The 21539-nt window shown below is 69.6% G+C and carries 12 protein-coding genes and 1 riboswitch; of the genes, 7 read left to right on the forward strand and 5 right to left on the reverse strand.

Going from position 1 to position 21539, the window contains the following annotated elements; genetic code table 11:
* The first annotated feature begins 98 nt into the window (after positions 1 to 98).
* The 6 genes from BKH33_RS02000 to BKH33_RS02025 all read left to right on the forward strand — a co-directional run bounded on the left by BKH33_RS02000 (position 99) and on the right by BKH33_RS02025 (position 15421).
* On the forward strand, positions 99 to 9551 hold the full coding sequence (locus BKH33_RS02000; protein ID WP_081395406.1) for a type I polyketide synthase: 9453 nt from the start codon (positions 99 to 101) through the stop codon (positions 9549 to 9551).
* A gap of 137 nt (positions 9552 to 9688) precedes the next feature.
* A complete protein-coding gene (gene acpS / locus BKH33_RS02005) occupies positions 9689 to 10195 on the forward strand; it encodes a holo-ACP synthase AcpS (RefSeq protein ID WP_043539182.1) in 507 nt (168 codons plus the stop codon).
* A gap of 93 nt (positions 10196 to 10288) precedes the next feature.
* A complete protein-coding gene (putP, locus tag BKH33_RS02010; RefSeq protein ID WP_003782417.1) occupies positions 10289 to 11782 on the forward strand; it encodes a sodium/proline symporter PutP in 1494 nt (497 codons plus the stop codon).
* Positions 11783 to 11813: 31 nt separating this feature from the next.
* Positions 11814 to 12965: a glycerate kinase gene (locus BKH33_RS02015; RefSeq protein WP_076142471.1), complete on the forward strand. Its 1152-nt coding sequence runs from the start codon at positions 11814 to 11816 to the stop codon at positions 12963 to 12965.
* Positions 12966 to 13044: 79 nt separating this feature from the next.
* Positions 13045 to 13194: riboswitch (FMN riboswitch) on the forward strand.
* A gap of 133 nt (positions 13195 to 13327) precedes the next feature.
* Positions 13328 to 14323, forward strand: a complete 996-nt coding sequence (locus tag BKH33_RS02020; RefSeq protein WP_003782408.1) for an ABC transporter permease — start codon at positions 13328 to 13330, stop codon at positions 14321 to 14323.
* 51 nt (positions 14324 to 14374) lie between these two features.
* Positions 14375 to 15421: an ABC transporter substrate-binding protein gene (locus tag BKH33_RS02025; protein ID WP_003782395.1), complete on the forward strand. Its 1047-nt coding sequence runs from the start codon at positions 14375 to 14377 to the stop codon at positions 15419 to 15421.
* Positions 15422 to 15455: 34 nt separating this feature from the next.
* Here BKH33_RS02025 and BKH33_RS02030 read toward each other — a convergent pair whose 3' ends face one another.
* Positions 15456 to 16109 (reverse strand): MerR family transcriptional regulator, encoded by a 654-nt coding sequence (locus BKH33_RS02030; protein ID WP_003782414.1) that lies wholly within the window; start codon positions 16107 to 16109, stop codon positions 15456 to 15458.
* A 351-nt stretch (positions 16110 to 16460) separates the two neighbouring features.
* Here BKH33_RS02030 and BKH33_RS02035 point away from each other — a divergent pair, with 351 nt between their 5' ends.
* Complete coding sequence (locus BKH33_RS02035) at positions 16461 to 17828, forward strand: MFS transporter (RefSeq protein WP_043539184.1); 1368 nt, start codon at positions 16461 to 16463, stop codon at positions 17826 to 17828.
* On the opposite strand, the gene hisG is transcribed toward BKH33_RS02035, so the two are convergent.
* From hisG to BKH33_RS02055, 4 genes are all read right to left on the reverse strand, one after another.
* Positions 17805 to 18650 carry an ATP phosphoribosyltransferase gene (hisG, locus tag BKH33_RS02040; RefSeq protein WP_003782388.1) on the reverse strand — a complete coding sequence of 282 codons (846 nt, stop codon included), beginning with the start codon at positions 18648 to 18650 and terminating at the stop codon, positions 17805 to 17807. The two genes, BKH33_RS02035 and hisG, sit on opposite strands and share 24 nt — an antisense overlap.
* Before the next feature lie 57 nt (positions 18651 to 18707).
* Positions 18708 to 18971 (reverse strand): phosphoribosyl-ATP diphosphatase, encoded by a 264-nt coding sequence (locus tag BKH33_RS02045; protein ID WP_003782412.1) that lies wholly within the window; start codon positions 18969 to 18971, stop codon positions 18708 to 18710.
* A 76-nt stretch (positions 18972 to 19047) separates the two neighbouring features.
* A complete protein-coding gene (locus tag BKH33_RS02050) occupies positions 19048 to 20730 on the reverse strand; it encodes an ABC-2 family transporter permease (protein WP_050998500.1) in 1683 nt (560 codons plus the stop codon).
* Positions 20727 to 21530 (reverse strand): ATP-binding cassette domain-containing protein, encoded by an 804-nt coding sequence (locus BKH33_RS02055; protein ID WP_043539186.1) that lies wholly within the window; start codon positions 21528 to 21530, stop codon positions 20727 to 20729. Before BKH33_RS02055 ends, BKH33_RS02050 begins: the two co-directional genes overlap by 4 nt.
* Positions 21531 to 21539: the final 9 nt, after the last annotated feature.

Below are 21539 nucleotides of genomic sequence, written 5' to 3' on the forward strand. Positions count from 1 at the left end.
GCTTGCAGGCAGGTCCTGCGCCTTCACCCGATCCCCGTTCTGGTAACCGTTCCGAGACCTCCGACCACGCCGTCGCAACACCGAAGGACACCACTACCGTGCACACGACCTCGCAAGCCCCCAGCCCCGCGACCACAATCGCTGAGCGCCTGAGTGGAGGCGAGCCCTACATCATCACCTTCGGAGGCCAGGCCACTCCTTGGCGTCAGACACTGGCCGACCTGGTCTCCCTGGACCAGGCCCTGGCCGACGACGTCGTCACGGTCGACCGGGCCGTGGCCGAGCGCCTGGCCCCCGTGGCCACCGACCTGCTCACCGTGACCCCGCGCGGCTCACGGCTCCTGAACGACGAGGCCGCACCGGTCGTGCCCCAGCACCGCACGACCGCCGACAGCGCCGACGTCTCCGTACCCGGCATCCTCATGGCTCAGCACGCGGCCCTGGCCTCGCTGCCGGCGGCCGGGATCGACACCACCGCCCACGCCCCGGTGGGCGCCATCGGTCACTCCCAGGGTGTCCTGGGCGTCAGCCTTCTTGACGCCGTACGGGCCGGGAACGGCGAGGGCGTCATCGAGGTTCACGCCATCGCCCGCCTCATCGGCGCCGCCGCCACCCGCGCAACCCGCCGCCTCGACCTGGGCACCGTGGGGGAGTCCACCCCCATGCTCTCGGTTCGCGGTGTGACCCGCAGCGTGCTCGACTCCGTCCTGTCCCGGGTGCCGGGATCCGAGCGGATCTCCGTGGGCGTGACCAACGGGCTCCAGGCCCACATCCTCTCCGGACGCCCAGCCGACCTCGAGCGCGTCGTCACCGCTTTGGAGGCCGCTGCCGCCCGCAGCGCCAAGGCCCGCAAGGACCGCCGCCGCGGCGGTGCCGTCCTGGCCCCGGTCACCGAGTTCCTCACCACCTCGGTCCCCTTCCACACCCCGCTGCTGGCCGGCGCCGTCGACGACGTCGCCACCTGGGCGGCCGCCTGTGGCCTGGACGAGAAGCTCGCCCGGGATCTGGCAACCGCCGTGCTCATCGACCCGGTGGACTGGCCCGGTCTGGTCACCGGGTCGCTCGGGACCGGATCGGCCGCCCCGGTGCGCACCGTCCTGGACCTGGGACCGGGCAACGTCCTGGTCCGACTCACCGAGGGTGTCGTGGCCGGAACCGGCACGACCGTCGTGCCTGCTGGGACTGCCAAGGCCATCGATGACCTCGACCGCGCCGGCGCGGCCCCCCGGCCCAGCGTCGACCGCTCCCGCTTCGCTCCGCGCATCACCCGCCTGCCCGATGGCCGTCTCACCCTCGACACCGCCTTCACCCGCCTGACCGGACGCAGCGCCGTCCTCCTGGCGGGCATGACCCCCACCACCGTGGACCCGGCCATCGTGGCCGCCGCCGCCAACGCCGGGTACTGGGCCGAGCTCGCCGGTGGCGGTCAGACCACCCCCGCCGTGCTGACCGAGAACCTCGAGGGTCTGGAGGAGGCGCTCGAGCCCGGGCGCACCGCGGCCTTCAACGCCATGTTCATGGACCGCTACCTGTGGAACCTGCACCTGGGGACCCAGCGCCTGCTGTCCAAGGCCCGCGCCGGCGGCGCCCCCATCGACGGCATCACCATCTCCGCCGGGATCCCCGAGCTCGACGAGGCCACCGCCCTGCTCGAGCGCCTCCACGCCGAGGGCTTCCCCTACATCGCCTTCAAGCCCGGCACCGTGGACCAGATCCGTCAGGTGCTGGCCATCGCGCGCGCCGTGCCCGACAGCCCCGTCATCATCCAGATCGAGGACGGGCACGCCGGTGGCCACCACTCGTGGGAGGACCTGGACACCATGCTCCTGGCCACCTACGACGCCATCCGCGCCGTGACCAACGCCGTGCTCGTCGTCGGAGGCGGAATCGGCACGCCCGCCCGCGCCGCCGACTATCTCACCGGCCGCTGGGCCGAGGCCTACGGAACGGCCGCGGCCCCCGTCGACGGCGTCATGATCGGCACCGCCGCGATGACCTGCCTGGAGGCCAAGACCAACGACGACGTCAAGCAGCTCCTCGTCGACACCCCCGGGATCCCCGAGGACTCCGGGGTCGAGGGCGGCTGGGTCGCCTCCGGGGAGTCCATCGGCGGCATGACCTCAGGCCTGTCCCACCTGCGCGCCGACCTCTACGAGATCGACAACTCCTCGGCCCGGGCCTCGCGCCTCATCCAGGAGCTCGCCGGTGACGAGGCCGCCATGGCCGCTCGCCGCCAGGAGATGATCGAGGCCCTGGCCAAGACCGCCAAGCCCTACTTCGGCGACGTCGAGGAGATGACCTACCTTGAGTGGGCCACCCGCTACGCCGAGCTGTGCGTCGCCCCCCACGAGGGTTGCTCCGCCACCCGCGCGGACTGGGCCGACGAGGGCTGGTACGACCGCTTCCTCGACCTGCTGCACCGCATCGAGGCGCGCCTGAGCCAAGCCGACCACGGCGAGATCCCCACGCTCTTTGCCGACTACGACGCCGTCATCGACTCCGACGCCGCTCTGGCAGCCCTGGCCGAGCGCTACCCGTCAGCCGTCTCCACCCTGGTGGAGCCCGTCGACGCCGCCTGGTTCGTCGACCTGTGCCGCAAGCACCCCAAGCCCGTGCCCTTCGTGCCCGTGGTCGACGCCGACATCCTGCGCTGGTGGGGCACTGACTCCCTGTGGCAGTCCCAGGACCCGCGCTACACCGCTGACCAGGTGCGCATCATCCCCGGGCCCGTCGCCGTCGCCGGCATCACCACCATCAACGAGCCGGTCGGTGAGCTGCTGGGCCGCTTCGAGACCGCCGCCGTCGAGGCCCTGCGTGAGGCCGGCACCGGCGAGCAGGAGGCCGCCGGTCGTCTGGGCGCCGCCCCCGCCGTGGCCGACGGGGCTCTGGCCGCCCCTGTGGCCGATGCCAAGGAGCTCGTCCAGGTCACCCCCCACGTCCTGTGGAACGGTCACCTGACGGTCAACCCGGCCACCGTCCTGGATGACGACGCCTACAACGTCGTCGCCCGCCCGGACGTGGCCGAGGACGCCTACGACCTCGACATCCGCCTCGACACCCACTGGGACGGCACTCCCGGTGGAGAAGACATCCACGCGGTGCGCCGCCTCGTGGTGCCGCTGCGACTCGCCCGTGCCTGGGACGGGGCCGCCCCGCTGGTCGACCCCGAGCGCATCAGCGAGACGATGAACGACCTGCTGCGCGCCACCGCCGGTGTGGGCGCCGTGTCCATCACGGGCGACGACGTCGACCACCTGCCCGAGGTCCGCCCCGCGCAGGCCGGTGCCACCGACGCCCTGGGACGCCCCACCACCCAGCCCTTCGGCACCATCCACGGCTCCTTCACGCTGGCCGGAACCCTGGGCCATGACCATGCCTCGGTCACCGCCGACGCGCTGCCGGTGGACCTCTCGGCCGCTCCCTTCGTCCCCGACGCCCTGCTCGGCCCCTGCTGGCCCGTGGTCTACGCGGCTCTGGGCAGCGTGGTCGAGGACGGCATGCCGCTCATCGAGGGGCTCCTCGGTGCGGTTCACCTGGACCACACCATCGACCTGCACCTCACTCTCCACCAGCTCCAGAAGGCTGCGGCCACCACCAGTCCCACGATCAACGTCACCGGATGGGTCGCGGCCCTGGAGGAGTCCAGCGCCGGCCGCGTCGTCGACGTGCGCCTGGAGCTGACCGACGCGGGCGACGGCACCCTCGTGGCGCTGATGCGCGAGCGCTTCGCCATCCGCGGCCGGGCCTCCGGCAACGCCGTGCCCAGCGCGCCCGAGCTGGCCGGTGGCACCGGACGCGAGACCGCCCCGGCCGCCCGCCGCATCCTGCGCCGCACCACTGTCACCGCACCTGCGGACATGACGGCCTTCGCCCGGGTCACCGGCGACTTCAACCCGATCCACACGTCCTACAACGCCGCCCACGTGGCCGGTATGGACGCCCCGCTCGTCCACGGCATGTGGCTGTCGGCCACCGCCCAGCAGGTGGCGGCCTCCACTGCGGCCGACGGCTCGCGCCACGTCCTGGCCGGCTGGACCTACGTCATGACCGGCCCGGTGGAGCTGAGCGACGACGTCGAGATCACCGTGGAGCGCACCGGCCTGGTGGTCGGCGGCGGCTACGTCCTGGAGGTCGTCTGCCGTATCAACGGTGAGGTCGTCTCCCGCGGCACCGCCGTCACGACGCCCGAGCCCACCGCCTACATCTACCCCGGCCAGGGCATCCAGGCCCCCGGCATGGGCCTGGACGAGATGAGCTCCTCCAAGGCCGCTCGTGAGGTCTGGGAGAGGGCGGACGCCCACACCCGCGCCGAGCTCGGCTTCTCCGTCATCAACCTGGTGCGCGACAACCCCACCGAGATGACCGCCCGCGGCGTCACCTACCGGCACCCCGAGGGCCTGCTCAACCTCACCCAGTTCACCCAGGTGGCTCTGGCCACTGTGGCCATGGCGACCACTGCGCGCCTGGCCGAGGCGGGGGCCCTGGTGGACAACGCCGCCTTCGCCGGCCACTCCCTGGGCGAGTACACGGCCCTGAGCGCCTACGGGCGCGTCATGCCCGTGGAGACGACGATCTCGATCGTCTTCCAGCGCGGCTCCACCATGCACTCACTGGTGCCCCGCGACGCCGACGGCGCCTCGAACTACCGGATGGGTGCGCTGCGCCCCAACCAGGCCGGGATCAAGGCCGACGAGGTCGAGGCCTACGTGAAGTCGATCTCCCAGGAGACCGGCGAGTTCCTCCAGATCGTCAACCACAACCTGGCCGGCGTCCAGTACGCCGTCGCCGGCACGATCAAGGGTCTGGACGCCCTGGCAGCGGACGCTCGTGCCAAGGCCAAGGCTCGCGGCGGCAAGAACCCCTTCATGTTCGTGCCTGGCATCGACGTGCCCTTCCACTCCGAGGTGCTGCGCCCCGGCGTACCGGAGTTCCGGGGACGCCTGCTCGAGCTCGTCCCCGACGACCTCGACATCGAGCGTCTCGTGGGCCACTACGTGCCCAACCTGGTGGCGCGTCCCTTCGCGCTGACCCAGGACTTCGCCCGCTCGATCCTCGAGGTCGTCCCCTCCGAGCCGATTGAGGAGATCCTGGCCGACTGGGACTCCTGGGTGAAGCGTCCCACCGAGCTGGCCCGGGTGCTGCTGGTCGAGCTCCTGGCCTGGCAGTTCGCATCCCCGGTGCGATGGATCGAGACCCAGGAGGTCCTGCTGTCCTCCCTGAGCGAGGGCGGCCTGGGGATCGAGCACGTCGTCGAGGTCGGCCTGGCCAATTCGCCCACCCTGGCGAACCTGGCCACCAATACCCTGCGCCTGCCTCAGCACGCCGGACGCCACGTCACCGTGCACAACGCCCGCCGCGATGAGGCCCGGGTCCTGGCAACCGACACCGACCCGGCCGTGGAGCTCACCGAGCCGGAGTTCGATGCCCCGGTCACCGAGGAGCCCGCTTCCGAGACCGGCGCTCCTGCCGAGACCGCCCCGGCCGAGCAGGCCCCTGCTCCCGCGGCCGAGGCCGCACCCGCTCCGGCGGCTTCTGCCGCCGGCGGACCGGTGGACGACCTGTCCTTCGGTGCGACCGACGCCCTGACGGTGCTCCTGGCCCACGCCTCGCGCATCCGTCCCGAGCAGATCGGCGCCACCGACACCACCGAGACGCTCACCAACGGGGTCTCCTCGCGCCGTAACCAGCTCCTCATGGACCTGGGCACCGAGCTCGAGCTCGCCTCCATCGACGGTGCCGCCGACGCCGACATGACCACCCTGGCCGCCACGGTTGCCAAGGGGGCCCCCGGCTACAAGGCCTTCGGCCCGGTCCTCACCGAGGCCATCCGTGTGGGCCTGGGCCGCCTCCTGGGTCCCTCCGGCGTGCGCGCCTCCCGGATCGCCGACCGTGTCACCGGGACCTGGGGCCTGGGACAGGGCTGGGTCTCCCACGTGACCGCCGCCGTGTTCCTGGGCACCCGGGAGGGAGCCTCCATGCGTGGCGAGGACCTGGCCTCCCTGGGATCCTCGGCCCCGCTGACCAGCGCCGGCGCCGTCGACACCCTCATTGACGCCGCCGTCCAGGCCGTCGCCGCCGATCATGGCGTCGCCGTGTCCAAGCCGAGCGCCGGTGGCGCCGGCGGGGCTGTGGTCGACTCGGCCGCCCTGGACGCCTTCGCCCAGAGCGTCACCGGCGACGAGGGCGTCCTGGCCACCACGGCCCGAACCCTCCTGGACGCCCTGGGCCTGGCCGAGAAGGCCACCGTCCCGGCCGACGCCGACGACGAGGACGCCCGCACCCGGGCCGCCCTGGCGGCCCTGGACGCCGAGCTCGGCACCGGATGGGTCAAGTCCGTCACCCCGGCCTTCGCCTCCGAGCGCGCCGTCCTCATCGATGACCGCTGGGCCACCGCCCGTGAGGACGTCGCCCGCCTCGGCTCCGGTGAGACCGACCTGGACGCCTCCCGCCGGCTCCTGGCGCCCGAGCGCTTCGTGGGCCTGGGGCAGGCGGTGGCCGACCACGCCACCTGGTGGGCGAAGCAGGTCAAGGGCTCTGAGCTGGCCGATGCCGCCGAGCGCTCCGCCGTCCTGACCGAGATCGCTCAGGCCGCACCGAAGGAGCCTCAGGCCGGTGACCCCACGGTCCGCTGGTCCGAGGACGTCGCCGTTGTCACCGGCGTGGCTCCCGGCTCGATCGCCGCGGCCGTCGTCGGGGAGCTCCTGGCCGGAGGCGCCACCGTGGTGGCCACCAGCTCGCGCCTGACCCACGAGCGCCTCGAGTTCGCCACCACCCTCTATCGTGAGCACGCCGCGGCCGGCGCCAAACTGTGGATGGTTCCCGCGAACCTGTCCTCCTACCGCGACGTCGACGCCCTGGCGGAGTGGATCGGCAACGACCAGGTGGTCACCTCAGGTGGCTCCACCAAGGTCGTCAAGGAGGCCCTGGTTCCCACGCTCCTGTTCCCCTTCGCCGCGCCGCGCGTCTCCGGCACACTGGCCGACGCCGGCCCCGCGGCGGAGTCTCAGACCCGACTGCTGCTGTGGTCGGTGGAGCGCACCATCGCCGCCCTGAGCGCCATCGGCACAGACACCCACGTCGACCACCGTCTCCACGTGGTGCTGCCCGGATCCCCGAACCGGGGCACCTTCGGCGGTGACGGCGCCTACGGCGAGGTCAAGTCCGCCCTGGCCGCGATCGTCAACCGCTGGTCGTCGGAGCGGGCCTGGGCCCAGCGCGTGACGTTGGCTCACCCCCGCATCGGCTGGGTCAAGGGCACCGGACTCATGGGCGGCAACGACCCGCTTGTCGCCGCGGTCGAGGCCGCCGGGGTCCGCACCTGGACCACCGAGGAGATCGCCTCCGAGCTGACCGGCCTGTGCACCACCCAGGTACGCGCCCAGGCGGCTCAGGCACCTGTGAACGCCGACCTCACCGGGGGACTGGGCGACGACATCGACCTCGTGGCCCTGCGTGAGAACGCCGCTGCACAGGCCGCCGCGCCTGTCGAGGAGAACGAGGCTCCGGCCGTCATCAAGGCCCTACCCACCCCAGTCGTCCCGACTCAGCCCACCGCCCCCCAGTGGGGTGAGGTGAGCGCCGACCTCGATGACCTGGTCGTCATCGTCTCCACCGGTGAGGTGTCCACCTGGGGCTCGGGCCGCACGCGCCGCGAGGCCGAGCTGGGCATGAGCGGCGGGGAGGACGTCGACCTGACCGCCGCCGGCGTCCTCGAGCTCGCCTGGGGCATGGGACTGCTCACCTGGCAGGACAGCCCCAAGGCCGGCTGGTACGACACCGATGGTGAGATGGTCGAGGAGTCCGACATCCTGGACCGCTACCGCGACGAGGTCGTGGCCCGCTGCGGTATCCGCGAGTTCGTCGACGACGGCGTCATCGCGCCGATCGCCGACGAGGAGGTCACCGTCTACCTCGACCGCGACATCACCCTGTCGGTTCCCGACGAGGCCACGGCCCGTACCGTCGAGGCCTCCGACCCCGAGCACACGCTCGTGGTCCCCGACGCCGAGACCGGAGAGTGGACCGTCACCCGCCTGGCCGGCTCACTGGCCCGCGTGCCGCGCCGCGCCGCCCTGTCCCGCACGGTCGGCGGCCAGTTCCCACGCGACTTCGACCCGGAGCGCTGGGGCATCCCCGCCTCGATGACTCAGGGCATGGACCCGATCGCCTCCTGGAACCTGGTCACCGCCGTCGACGCCTTCCTGTCAGCCGGCTTCACCCCTGCCGAGCTGCTCAAGGCCGTCCACCCCTCCGACGTGGCCTCCACGCAGGGCACCGGATTCGGTGGCATGGAGTCGATGCGCAAGATGTTCGTGGGCCGGTTCCTGGGGGAGGAGCGTCCCAGTGACATCCTCCAGGAGGCCCTGCCCAACGTCGTGGCCGCCCACGTCATGCAGTCCTACATCGGCGGTTACGGCGCCATGGTCCAGCCGGTGAGCGCCTGCGCCACCGCGGCCGTCTCCATCGAGGAGGGCTGGGACAAGATCGCCCTGGGCAAGGCCGATGTCGTCGTGGCCGGCGCCATCGACGACATCTCGATCGAGTCCGTCGTCGGCTTCGGCAACATGAACGCCACCGCGGAGGCCGCGGCCATGCGCGCCAAGGGCATCTCCGACCGCCACTTCTCGCGAGCCAACGACCGCCGCCGCGGCGGCTTCGTGGAGGCCGAGGGCGGCGGCACGGTGATCCTGGCCCGTGGTTCTGTCGCGGCCCAGATGGGCCTGCCGGTGGCCGGTGTGGTCGGCTTCGTCTCCTCCTACGCCGACGGCGCCCACACCTCGATCCCGGCACCCGGCCTGGGTGCCCTGGGCGCCGGCCGCGGCGGGCGCAGCTCGCGCCTGGCCAAGGCCCTGGCGGCCCTGGGCGTGGAGGCCGACGACATCGCGCTGGTCTCCAAGCACGACACCTCCACCGGTGCCAACGACCCCAACGAGTCCGAGCTGCACACGCGTCTGGCGCGCGCGCTGGGACGCTCCGAGGGCAACTCGCTGGTAGCGGTCTCGCAGAAGACCATCACCGGTCACGCCAAGGGCGGCGCCGCGGTCTTCCAGGTCGCGGGCCTGACCGAGATCCTCGCCTCCGGCGTGGCTCCCGGTAACGCCTCCCTGGACGTCGTCGACGCCCCGCTGGCCAAGGACGCCTTCTGGGTGTGGCCGCGCAAGCCCATCCGCCTGGCCGGTCGCGGCGGCAAGGACGGGCGCGTCCCCGGTGCCGGCCCGGTGCGCGCGGGACTGCTGACCTCGCTGGGCTTCGGGCACGTCTCGGGTCTCATCGCGATCGTGCACCCCGGTGCCTTCGAGGCAGCGCTGCGCCAGGCTGCGGGCCAGGAGGCAGTCGATGCCTGGCTGACCTCCGCCAACGCCCGTCTGGCAGCCGGTACCAGGCGCCGTCGCGCCGGCATGATCGGTCGGGCCCCGCTGTTCGAGCCTGTCCAGGGCCGGCGCCTGGGCGAGGAGTCCAAGCAGCGCGACCCGCACGAGGTCGAGGCCGCCATGCTGCTCGACCCCGATGCCCGCCTGGGCTCCGACGGCGTCTACCACGCCGGCGAGTGAGCTCATCACGATAGCGGACAGGGCCGGTTCTGCAGACGATGGATACCATCTGCAGAACCGGCCCTGTTTGGCTCACATGGAATCGTCAAAGGATTTGCGTCAATGATTCGTAAGTTTTACTTCATGAGGATTCCATCATGACTGAGCCGCAGTTTCCGGACATGCCGAGGACATCCTCCGGCTCAACCGTTCTGGCAGTGGGCACGGACCTGGTGCATATTCCTGACTTCGAGACCCAGCTCGATCAACCCGGCACCGTCTTCGCACAGCGCGCCTTCACCGCGCGCGAGCTCCGTGAGGCCCGCCGTCGCGCGCAGGAGAAGGGATCGAGCCCGGCCCAGCACCTGGCTGCCAGATGGGCGGCCAAGGAGGCTTTCATCAAGGCCTGGAGCCAGGCACACGCGCAATACGCGAATAGTCGCGGAAATAGCGCCTCCCCGGTTATCCTGACCGAGGACGTCGACTGGCGCGAGGTTGAGCTTGTCACTGATCGATGGGGACGCCCTTCCTTGCGTCTGAACGGCGCTATTGCCCACGCTGTTGAGCACGGCCTCGGACGGGAGGTATCTACCCCAGGGTGCTGGCCGGTCTCTCTGAGCCATGACGGCGACTATGCGGTCGCGATCGTCCTGTGTGTGCAGTGAGACCGATCCTGCGAAAAATAGCGGATACCCCGATTCTGTCGCGCGCCGCCGGCCGCGATGTATCTCGCCGCTGACTGACATGAGGACACACGAATGACTGACGTTACCTATCAAGCCATCGCGATGATCATCTACTTCGTGGCCATGCTCGCCATCGGAGGCTGGGCCTATCTGCGAACGGACAACTTCGACGACTACATGCTCGCCGATCGCGACCTCAACCCCTGGGTGGCAGCGCTGTCGGCCGGCGCCTCGGACATGTCGGGATGGCTGCTCATGGGGCTGCCGGGTACCCTGTACGTCAGCGGCCTGGTCGAGGGGTGGATCGCCGTCGGCCTGACGATCGGGGCACTGGCGAACTGGCTGCTGGTGGCTCCCCGCCTGCGCGCCTACACCGAGGTCGCCAACAACTCGATCACCGTCCCGAGCTTCCTGGACAACCGCCTCCACGACACACGCCGGCTGCTGCGCTGGTCCAGCGGACTGATCATCCTGGTCTACTTCACCTTCTACGTCTCCTCCGGCATGGTGGCCGGCGGACGGTTCTTCGAGTCCTCCTTCGGGATGGACTACCGCCTGGGCATGGTCATCGTCGCCGCCATCACGGTGGTCTACACGCTCATCGGCGGGTTCCTGGCCGTGTCCTACACCGACTTCATTCAAGGGCTCATGATGGTGGCGGCACTGGTCATGGTGCCCGTCGTCGGAGTCATGCACCTGGGCGGAGTGTCCAACCTCGTCAAGGCAGTCTCCGAGGTCGATCCCCACTACTGGGCCGTCTGGGGGCCGACCACAACGTTGATCGGCGTCATCTCGGCGCTGGCCTGGGGGCTGGGCTACTTCGGCCAGCCGCATATCATCGTCCGGTTCATGGCCATCCGCAGCCCCAAGGAGGCCGTCGCCGGCGGCACCATCGGGATCGGCTGGATGCTCTTCGCCGTTCTGGGCGCTGCCGGCACCGCCATCGTCGGTGTGGCCGTCTACCAGCACGACAAGAGCCGGCTGGCGGACCCGGAGACCGTCTTCATCACGCTGGGTAAGCTGCTCTTCCACCCGCTGGTGGCCGGATTCATGCTGGCAGCGATTCTCGCCGCCATCATGTCGACGATCTCCTCCCAATTGCTCGTCACCTCATCGGCGCTCATCGAGGACCTGTACGGATCGATGAACCGCACCCGGGGCAGCGACATCAGCGGTAACCGGATGGTGCTCTACTCGCGCATGGCGGTCTTCGCGATCGCTCTGGTCGCAGCCGTCATGGCCTGGAACCCCAGCAAGACGATCCTGGACCTCGTGGCCTTCGCCTGGGCCGGTTTCGGGGCCTCCTTCGGACCGACCATCCTGCTGTCCCTGTACTGGAGGCGCCTGAGCGCCATGGGCGCCTTCGCCGGCATGATCACCGGCGCCGTCATCGTCATGATCTGGGGAAACGTCTCGGGCGGCCCCGGCGGCGTCTTCGACCTCTACGAGATCGTGCCCGGTTTCCTGGGCAACCTGGTTGTGGCCTGGGCGGTGTCCCGCACGAGCCTGCCCTCGGAGGAGATCTCCGAGGAGTTCGACGCCGCTGTCACCGCCTCGCGCGCGTAACCGGGCAGGGTAGCTGGACAGTGCTGCAGGCATGAGGATCGTCGTCGCGCCCGACTCCTTCAAGGAGTCCATGACCGCCGTGCAGGCCGCTCGGGCCATGGCGGTCGGGGTGCGGGACGCCCTGCCCATGTGCCTGGTCGATCAGGTTCCCGTCTCCGACGGCGGAGAGGGCTTCGCCGAGGCCATCACCGCCGCCTGGGACGCCTCATGGCAGGAGGTGACCACGGTTGACGCCCTGGGCCGGCCACGGACGGCGGGCTTCGGACGCGCCAGCGACCGGGCGGTCATCGACCTGGCGTCCAGCGTGGGACTGGAGCACATCCTTCCGGGAGAACGGGACGTCATGCGCTCCTCGACCATCGGGCTGGGACATGTCATCGCGGCCGCAGTAGACGCCGGCGCCCGCTCACTGCTCATCGGACTGGGTGGGTCGGCCTCCAACGACATGGGCCTGGGGATGCTTGTGGCACTGGGCGCCCGCTGCCTGGACGAACGGGGAGGCGAGGTGGAGCCGGTACCCGCCGAGCTCTCTCGCATCCGGCGGATCGAGGTCGAGCCGGCTCGCCGTCGCCTTGAGGGTGTGAGCATCACGGTGGCCGGCGACGTGACGAATCCACTCACGGGCCCCCACGGCGCGGCCGCCGTCTTCGGACCGCAGAAGGGACTGACCGGGCCCGCGATCACAGGGATCGACGGCGAGATGACGCGCCTGGCCGCAGTCCTCGGCCTGAGCCACTGGGCCTGCCGCCCGGGCACCGGGGCGGCAGGCGGCACCGCCTTCGCACTGGCTGCTGTTCTCGGGGCGGAGCTTGCCATCGGCATCGATCATCTGGCTAGCGTCGTCGAGCTACGTGAGCGGCTGGAGGAGGCTGACCTGCTGCTGACGGGGGAGGGTGCCGTTGATGGGCAGTCCCTGGACGGCAAGGCGGTCAGCGGAGTGCTCCGCCTGGCCTGCGAGTGCGGGGTGCCCTCCATCGTCTTCGCCGGACGGGTCAGGGTCGATGCCGAGGCTCAGCGGCGTCTGCGTGATCTGGGGGCCCAGGACATCATCCAGATCTCCGATCCTTCAGAGGCATGGGAGACCTCCCTCAGGCAGGGCCCCGGTCATCTGCGCCGGGCGGTTGCGGGCACCGTGCGTCACTGTTCTGCTGGTGGTGACCGGCTCGAGTCACACTCTGAATGACGTCCTGTGAGCGCACACACAGCCATTGAAAAGCTCCGAGTATCGTCGTGGGACGATTGCGTTGTATTCTTATCGGCAGCAACGTGCTCCGGGGTCGGTGAAAGTCCGAACCGGCGGTAACAGTCCGCGACCCGCTCGTGCCACGGCAGCGTCAAGCAGCCGGGGACCAGCGGTTGAGCCGGTGGAACTCCGGCACCGACGGTGAGAGTCCGGATGGGAGGATGCGCGTGGCGCCCGGCGGGGAGACCCGCAGTTCAAGACAATGTCCCGATCTCACGGACAGCCGTGGGCTCACCGGATCTTGGACTTGACGGGCGCCCAGCACGTGTGTGCGCCGACCGACGGCGTGCAGGCGGACCCCGGTGCAGCCGGGAGCGCTCGTTCCCGGAAGGACCCGGGAGGACACCGTCGTGTACAGCCCCAGCCCCGTCGGCAAGGCCGCGCGCTTCCACGCTTCCCCCGCCGAGCCGCCCAGTGACGTTCCAGAGCCGTCGACGTCCTCGGCCTCGTCGATGACCTCCCCGTCAGAGTCGTTCTCAGAGTCGCCGTCCAGGCCTTCGACTCGTCGCCGCCGTCGCATCCGCGCTGCTGAGCGGAGCGGGCCGTTTCCCGCCGTCGTCCTGGGAGCGGCACTGCTCATCATCTGGCAGCTCGTCGCCGGCTCGGGGACCGTCCCCGAGATCTTCCTGCCCAGCCCCTGGGCGGTCGTCACCCGCCTGTGGCTGAACCTCACTCAGGCCGGGCTGGGATGGAGAGCCTGGATCACGCTGCGTGAGGCCCTCCTCGGCTGCCTCCTGGCCGCCGTGTTCGCTCTGCCCCTGGCCTGGGCCCTGTACCGCTGGCGGCTGTTCTCCCGAACCGTCCTGCCCTATGTCGCTGCAAGTCAGGCAGTTCCCGGCATCGCCGTCGCGCCCCTCATGGTGCTGTGGATCGGTTACGGAACTCTTCCCATCGTGGTCCTGTGCGCCTTCATGGTCTTCTTCCCCATCACCATCACGGTGCTCCTGGGGCTGCGCAGTCTGGACGCCGACGTCATGGACGCCGCCAGGCTCGACGGCGCCCATGGCCTGAGCATGCTCATCCACATGGAGCTGCCGATGGCCCTGCCGGCGATCTACACCGGGTTGCGTACCGGTTTCACCCTGTCAGTCACCGGTGCGGTTGTCGGCGAGCTCATCATGGGTGGTGAGGGCCTGGGGACAGTGCTCTCCACGCAGCAGAGCCGGGGCGACACCACGGGAGTATTCGCCACGATCACGCTCCTGTGCGTGCTGGCCACATCCATCCACTGGGTGCTCCACGAGCTCGAGCGACGCAGCCGCACCGTGGACGCCCTACGAGGCCGACACGCCACCTGAGCCCTGCGCGGCCCCGCTTCCCACCCCTCCGACACAAGGAAACTCCTCATCATGGCTCTCTCTCACCACGTCGTCTTCCAGTCATCCCTCTCGCGCCGCCGGCTGCTGGCAGGAGGCCTGGCGCTCACCGGCGCCGGAGCACTTGCCGCCTGCTCCTCGGGGACCGCCAGCCGCGCGGCGTCGGCCTCGGCGGCCGGAGGCGCACTGACCATCGGCCTGACCTACACGCCGAACATCCAGTTCGCCCCCTTCTACATGGCTAAGAAGGACGGGACATACGCCGCGAACGTGACGCTGCACCACCACGGGGCGCAGGACGGCCTCTTCGACGCCCTCCAGAGCGGCCAGGAGCAGCTCGTCGTCGCCGGCGCCGACGAGGCGGTGGTGGCCACCTCCAACGGCTCCGACCTCGTCGTCGTGGGCGGCTACTACCAGTCCTACCCGGCCTGCCTCATCGTCCCGGAGAGCTCCTCGATCAAGGCCCCCGCGGACCTCAAGGGCAAGACCGTCGGCACTCCAGGCCGCAAGGGGGAGACCTGGTACGCCCTCCAGCTGGCCATGTCCACGGCCTCCCTGACCGAGTCCGACCTGACGATCCAGGACATCGGCTACACCCAGCAGGCGGCGCTCGTCGGCGGCAAGGTCGACGCCGTCGTCGGCTTCTCCAACAACGACGCGATCCAGATCCGCCAGGCCGGTACCCCCGTGCGCACCATCCAGGTCGCCGACCGGATCCCCCTCGTGGGCGTCTCGCTGGTGACGACCCGATCCCTGCTGGACTCCCGTCGTCAGGACCTCGAGACCGCCGTCAAGGCCTCGATCAGGGGCATGACCGCCTTCGTCAAGGACCCCGACGCGGCGGTCGAGGCCACCAAGGACCACATGGACGACCTCAAGGTGGATCAGACGCAGGCGAAGCGCGCCCGCGAGGTCGCCGTGGCCACCGGCAAGCTGGTCAGCGGCGACGGCAGCCACCCCATTGGTTCGGTGCGGGTCGACGACGTCGCCGCCATGATCGAGTTCCTCACCTCCCACAAGCTCCTGGGCGACAAGAAGACGCCCAAGGCCGCCGAGGTGTGCGTTCCCCTGGGGCAGTAAGTACACGGGTGTCAGGGGCGCGCCGGTCGCGTCGTCATTCCTCCGGCGGGGAGTCCGGTGTCGGATCCTGCTCGCCGTCGTGGTGCTCGTAGTGGGCCATGCCCAGCTCGCGGTGCGCGATGCGCCGTAGCGCAAGAAGTACCGGCTCGTAGACCACGGTCCCCAGGACCGCCTGCCTCACCGAGTCCTCGCGCGACTGCCAAGGGACACGCTCGATATCGGCGCGAGCAGTCCGCCGTGCGGCCTCGACGTAAACGGCCAGCTGCTCCGAGCTCATGGCCATGCCGATCTCCTCAGCGAAAGCCAGGGCCACGTCAAGGTGCCTGACCGCAGGATGCTCGGGGGAGCAGGGCAGGCCGAACTGCTCCAGTACCACACGCGCCTTGCCCGCCCTCGACTCCTCGTGCTGGTGAGGGGCTGGGATCGCCTCGGTCGCGAACTTCATCGCCTCCCACGGCTCCTGATCCGGTTGATTGATCACGTCGATGACATCACGCACCTGCTCAATGGATGCGCCTAGGACGTGCATGAGTCCCCGAATAAGGCGCAGCCTCTCCAGGTGCTGAGTCCCGTAGTCAGACTGCCGCGCGTTAACGGGCGTACCGGCGGGCAGGAGGCCTTCGCGGATGTAGTACTTGATCGTCGCCACCGGGGTCCCGGACTCCTTGGCGAGCTCCGAGATACGCATGGTCCTCCTTCTCCAGCGACGTCGCCGGGCCGTCGTGCGATATCACCCAGGTCCGAGCATACGAGCGCACACGGCACCCAAGACTCACGCGCGCCGAAACCAAGGTTCGAAGGGAAGCAGCTCAACCACCTGAGACGGCAGAACGGCGGCGACATCTCCGGTGACCTGGTTGGCAGGGAGCGTTGGGTTGACATATAGATAGCTACGGTATCTACTTAGATCGATACTTTCACTATCCAGTTAGGAGTCGTCTTGTCCACCCAGACCACACATCGTTCGCATGACGAGCCTTCCCCCACCCCGCCAACCACCGGAACCGAGAGCCCTCAACGGGTCCCGTCTGCATGGGTCATGATTGCGATCGCCCTTCCCACCCTGATGACGTCACTGGACTCACTGGTGGTCACGATCGCGCTTCCGCAGATTCACCGGGACCTGGGGGCCTCGGTCACCGAGCTGCAATGGTTCGTCAATGCCTACACACTCACTTATGCCACCTTGATCCTGCCAACCGCAGCACTGGGGGACCGGATCGGGCGCCGCAGGCTTTTCCTGTGGGCAGTGTTCCTGTTCACCTCAGCCTCGGCCCTGGCCGCACTGGCCTCCACACCCTTGGCACTCATCGCCGCCCGGGTGGTCCAAGGTGCCAGCGGGGCGGCCATCGGATCACTGTCCCTGGCGCTCCTGGCCGACGCTGTACCCCCGCACCTGCGAGAGCTCGCCATCGGTGTGTGGGGCAGCGTCAACGGGCTGGGTGTTGCCGCCGGCCCCATCGTCGGAGGTGCCGTCGTTGAGGATCTGCACTGGAGCTTCATCTTCTGGATCAATCTCCCAGTGGGTGCCCTGTCCCTGTCACTGGGATGGTGGAGTCTTCGCAGTGTTGTCACCGTAGGCAGGTCCGGGGCTCGGTCGACCGATCTCGCGGGACTGGCGATGGCGGCGACCTTCGTCTTCCCGTTGACCTGGGCACTGGTGGAGGGCAGCAGCCGCGGCTGGACCAGCCTCCTGGTTCTTGGATGCCTGGCTCTGGCACTGGCCTCACTGGCCGGCTTCATCTGGCGGGAGCGCACCGCTCGTAGTGCTTTTGTGCCAGCGCACCTGTTCCGTGACCGGTGCTTCAACCTGGTCAACACCGTAGCGATGCTCTTCTCCGCCGGGATCTTCGGATCAGTGTTCCTCGTCAGCCAGTACCTTCAGATCGGGATGGGCTTCGGCCCACTGGAGTCGGGACTGCGCGCAGCACCATGGACCATGGTTCCCATGGTGGTGGCCCCGGTAGCGGGAGTGCTCGTCAAGCGCTACGGGCCAAGGGCGGTGCTACTGATCGGTATGGCGCTGCAGACGGCGGCAGTAGGTTGCTTCGTTCTCCTGGCGCACACGAGCAGCGGTTATGACCCCTACGTCCTGCCCATGCTCATCGCAGGTACTGGCATGGGGCTGACCTTCTCCCCGTTGGCAACCGCAGTCCTGGAGGGGATCGCGTCTCAGGACCGTGCCGTCGTCTCGGGGGTCAATCAAACGGCTCGTCAGCTGGGGACGGCCACAGGCATCGCGCTGTGCACCGCCCTTTTCACCACCTTCGGCGCTTACGCCCCTGGTGAGAGATTCACCGCCGGACTCGTCCCAGCGCTGGGCGCCTGCACGGTTTTGCTGGTAGTGGCCACAGCACTTGTCATTGCCATGCCTCGCGGCCATCTACAACCGGCAGGCCAGCAGTGAGGAGACGAGGATGGCGCGCGCCCCGACCTCGTAGAGCTCGTCCATGACCCGGTTCATGTCCGCCCGTGGGACCATGGCGCGCACTGCCACCCAGTCGGGGTTCTGCAGCGGGGAGACGGTGGGGGACTCGATGCCGGGGGTGAGTGCCGCCGCCAGGTGCAGCTTGTTCATGGGGATGTCGTAGTCCACGAGCACGTAGGCACGGGCGCGCAGCACCCCCTCCAGACGCCGCACGAGCGTGGCCAGACCGGGCTCTCCGCGGAACTGCTCGGTGGTGATCAGCACGGCCTCGCTGATGAGGATCGGGTCCCCGAAGGTCTCCAGGCCGGCCGCCCGCAGCGTCGTGCCGGTCTCGACGACGTCTGCGATGAGGTCGGCCACGCCCAGCTGGACGGAGGACTCCACGGCACCGTCGAGGTGAACGGTCTGGGCCTCCACGCCCCGGGAGGCCAGGTAGCCGCGCACCAGGACGTCGTAGGAGGTGGCCACACGGCGCCCGGCGACGTCGGCCAGGGAGCTCATCGTGCCCTTGGGGGCGGCGAAGCGGAAGGTGGAGCGGGCGAAGCCCAGGGGCAGGTGCTCGATGGCGTCGACCCCGGAGTCCAGGAGCAGGTCGCGGCCGGTGATGCCGGCGTGCACGGTGCCCTGGCCGACGTAGACGGCGATATCGCGCGGACGCAGGAAGAACAGCTCGACGTCGTTGGTCTCATCGACGAGCACGAGCTCGCGCCCCGTGCGGCGGGTGCGGTAGCCCGCCTCGGAGAGCATGGTGATGGCGGGGTCGGACAGGGAGCCCTTGTTCGGGACGGCGATACGCAGCACGGCGGTTCCTGATCTGTGGAGAGGAGGTCGAGTAGGAGGTGTGAGGGGGTCTTAGGCTTACAGGTAGCGGTAGATGTCCTGGAGGCTGTAGCCCTTGGCGACCATCATGACCTGAGCGTGGTAGAGCAGCTGGCTGATCTCCTCGCAGGCGGCCTCGTCAGACTCGTGCTCGCAGGCCATCCAGGCCTCGGCGGCCTCCTCGACGAGCTTCTTGCCGATGAAGTGGACCCCGCGGTCCAGCTCCTCCACCGTCCCGGAACCCTCGGGGCGGGTGGCCGCCTTGTGCTGCAGCTCGCTGAAAAGGTCCTCAAAGGTCTTCATGGCCCTAGGCTATCGGAAAGCCGACGGGCCACCGACCGACTGTGGACCTACCCGAGCCCCGAGCCGGTGGTCCGGCTCAGTCCCGGATGGCTGCCCGCCGGGCGCTGAGCATTGCCGCCGTCATCGCCAACGAGCCGATGATCAGGCTGAGGAGGACGATCTCCAGCCAGCGCCCGGGGAACTGGTGGGCGACAGCCATCCAGCCCCAGGGCGCCAGGCGCCACAGCCAGGTGGCCGCCATAACGTCGTTGCCGCCGATGAGCAGCCCCATGATGACTAGGATGACGTTGAGAACGATCGCCACGACGATCCGGGTGCTCAGAGCCACCGCCAGGCTGACGGCCGCGATCATGAAGGCGACGGCCGGCATCACGAGGAGCCCGTAGACCGGGCCGGTCACCGCCGGCAGGCTCGGGTCGGTGCGGGTCAGAGTGTCGCCGAGGACGGTCACGATCCAGGAGACGACCAGGACCGGGATGAGGAAGAGGGCGCTGAGGACCGCGGCTGAGGTCAGGATCCCGCAGGATCCCTGGCGAGTGATGAGGGTGCGCCAGGCGGGCTGGAGGCGTCCCCACACCGTGATGCCGACGAGGGCCGCGGCAACCGGCGCTCCCATGAGCTCGAGGAAGCTCTGCCCGTACCCGGGTGGATACACGGTGTGGAGGACACCCAGGAAGGCGAGCAGCAGGGTCGTCAGGACCGCCCACACGATCCAGGGCAGGACACCGGCCATCGCCAGAACGGCACTTCGCGGCCCGGGAATACGGGCCATACGGGTGGCAGGCGTAGCACGGAGCTGCGGGGTACTCCGGGGCAGCGACGTCGGAGCCTCCACCGGGGCCTGTTCCGAGACGTTCTCCGGCTGAGCGCCGGTGGCCTGTCCGCCGGGAAGCAGGCCTCTGAGCCCGATGACGAACCACGCGGAGGACTCAGCACCCCCAGATGTGCCGCCGAGAACGGCCAGGCCGGTACCGGCCAGCGTCAGGGCGGCCGTCAGCAGGAACCCGGGCAGGAGCGGATAACCCCACACCGGCGAGTCCGCCTCGAGCAGCACACTGCTACCGTGAACACCCAGCAGGGGCAGTGGGACCCTGGCCGTCCAGGCCCACGGGAGCATCCACCAGTCACTCCGCTCGGCCTGGACCACGCCCACCACGGACCAGACGAAGCCGAGGACAGGGGCGATCCCGACGGCGATGACTCGCAGCACGCGGAAGGCTGCCATGCCCCAGGCACAGGCCCCGGTGACGACGATCCACATGTAGGTGGCGAACAGCAGGTACCTGTCCCAGGGGCCCCAGCCGCTGCCGACGATAAGAGCGTGCCCCACCACCGGGGCGACCAGTGCCACCTGGCAGGCCAGCGCGGACAGGCTCAGGACCACGAGGCGGGCAGCCGCCACCCGGCGCGGCTCGACGGCGCGCCAGGCCGTCCCGCCCTGACGCCACCTCCGCTCACGCCACTGGGCCATCACCCCGGTCAGCAGCCCCAGAGGCACCGCGAAGGCCCCGGCATACATATGCATCCACGCCAGAGCATTGCCGTTCCACTGGAGCTCCTTGACCACGCCTGAGGAGATCGAGGCGTTCGCCAGGATGATGGTGTGAACGGTGAAGACGAGGGTCGCCCCGATGACGCCCCAGGTGAAGGTGCGCCGGCTGCGGGTGAGCTCGGCGCGCACCAGGTCCCACAGGCTTACCCTCACTTCTGCCTTCCCCCGCACCTTCACCCGGGTCTGTGGCTGCGCAACGGTGCTCATGCGCCGACCCCCGTCCCGGTGCGGCGTCCGCTTCCAGTGACCGCCGCCAGGAAGGCCTTTTCCATGGCCCGCTCGTCGTCGGCGTCGGCGAAGTCGACCAACGGACCCTCGTAGACGAGGCGGCCGGTTGCCAGGACCCCGATGTCGTCGCTCATGCGGGCGATCTCGCCGAGCTGGTGGCTGGAGACGACGACGGTGCGACCCTCATCGGCCAGGTCCCGCACGAGATCGCGCAGCTCGATGATGCCCTGGGGGTCCAGTCCGTTCTGAGGCTCGTCAAGGATGAGGACCTCCGGGTCGGTCAGAAGCGCCATGGCCAGGGACAGGCGCACCTTCATACCCGTGGAGAAGGATCCGGCACGCTTCCTGCCGACCCCGGCCAGACCCACACGCTCCAGGAGCGGGTCGATCGTCGCCGGGGAGGTGCCGGTCAAGCGGCAGTGGACGAGCAGGTTGCGCCGTGCGGACAGCTGGGGGAAGAGCGCGGGACCGTTGATGGAGGCCCCCACATGGGCCAGGCTGCGCCGGCAGAACGGAGCGCCCTGGATCTCCAACCGGCCGGCGTCGGGCTTGAGCAGTCCCAGAGCGATGTTGAAGGCGGTCGACTTGCCGGCGCCGTTGAGACCGAGCAGCCCGTAGACACGGCCGGGATAGGCCGACAGGTCGAGGTCAGTGAGGACCCTCTGGCGGCCGAAGGACTTCGAGACCCCGGAGAGCCTCAACCCGGGGGCGAGGCCGGTAGTGTGCGTAGGAGAGGGGAGAGGTGATGCCGTAGTGGTGGCTGTGTGGGGAGATGTCATGGCCCTATG

It is taken from the genome of Actinomyces naeslundii (assembly GCF_001956585.1).
Classification (GTDB): Bacteria; Actinomycetota; Actinomycetes; order Actinomycetales; family Actinomycetaceae; genus Actinomyces; species Actinomyces naeslundii.